Raw genomic sequence first — 850 nt, 5'->3', positions numbered from 1 at the left:
CTGAAGGCAAAGAGGGCGCGGTCTTCACACTCAGTGCATTCGAAATCAGGCAATTATCTAGCAATCCGGTTACGAATCGAACGATTTATATCGGTGGAGATTCTACGGTTTGTAACTATTATCCGCTAGATAGCAGCGTGCAGGCGGGATGGGGCCAACTGCTGCCAGAGTTTGTGAACACGAATACTTTTCAAATTCGCAATATGGCGTCAGGAGGCCAAATTGCTAGAGGCTTCCACCAGGACGGTCAGTTGGAGGCCATCGTCCAATATATTAAGCCGGGGGATTATTTTATTCTCCAATTGGGCATCAATGACACCAATCCAAAGCATAACGAAAGCGAAGCCGAGTTTAAGGACTGGATGAAGGATATGATTCGGCAGGTTAAGGCTAAAGGGGCGACGGTAATCCTGTCAACTCCGCAAGGACGAGCCACTGACTTTAATGCTAACAATGTACACAACGCAGAAAATAGATGGTATAGAAGCGCTATTTTGGCACTGGCTCAAGAGGAACAAACGCCTTTAGTCGACCTGAATGTTCTTAGCTCAGCTTATTTCACTTCTATTGGTAAAGACGCTACACTGGCCTTGTATATGAACGGTGATACACTCCATCCAAACTATGAAGGTGCAAGGGAACTGGCCCGATTGGTAGCACAGGATTTAAAAAGGCAGGGTCTGAGCGGATTCTAAATTTAAACGATGGGTTTTCCCCTGCTTCTTACATTCGTAGGAGCAGGGGTTTTTAGCCTCTGTTCAGGGTGCTATAATTATTGAAAAAAAAGCAATAGTAATACGGAGGAATTAGAACATGCAGCCTTTCACTGCCCGTGTGCTTCAAATTATAC

1 protein-coding gene is annotated in these 850 nt (G+C 45.3%); it reads left to right on the top strand.

Going from position 1 to position 850, the window contains the following annotated elements; genetic code table 11:
* The coding region (locus GRP75_RS28290) for a rhamnogalacturonan acetylesterase (RefSeq protein WP_160791038.1) at positions 1–695 on the top strand (695 nt) is incomplete at its 5' end.
* Positions 696–850: the final 155 nt, after the last annotated feature.

Source organism: Paenibacillus sp. OT2-17, from assembly GCF_009827695.1.
GTDB classification, from domain to species: Bacteria; Bacillota; Bacilli; order Paenibacillales; family Paenibacillaceae; genus Paenibacillus; species Paenibacillus polymyxa_B.
This window is presented reverse-complemented; position numbering and strand designations above follow the sequence as displayed.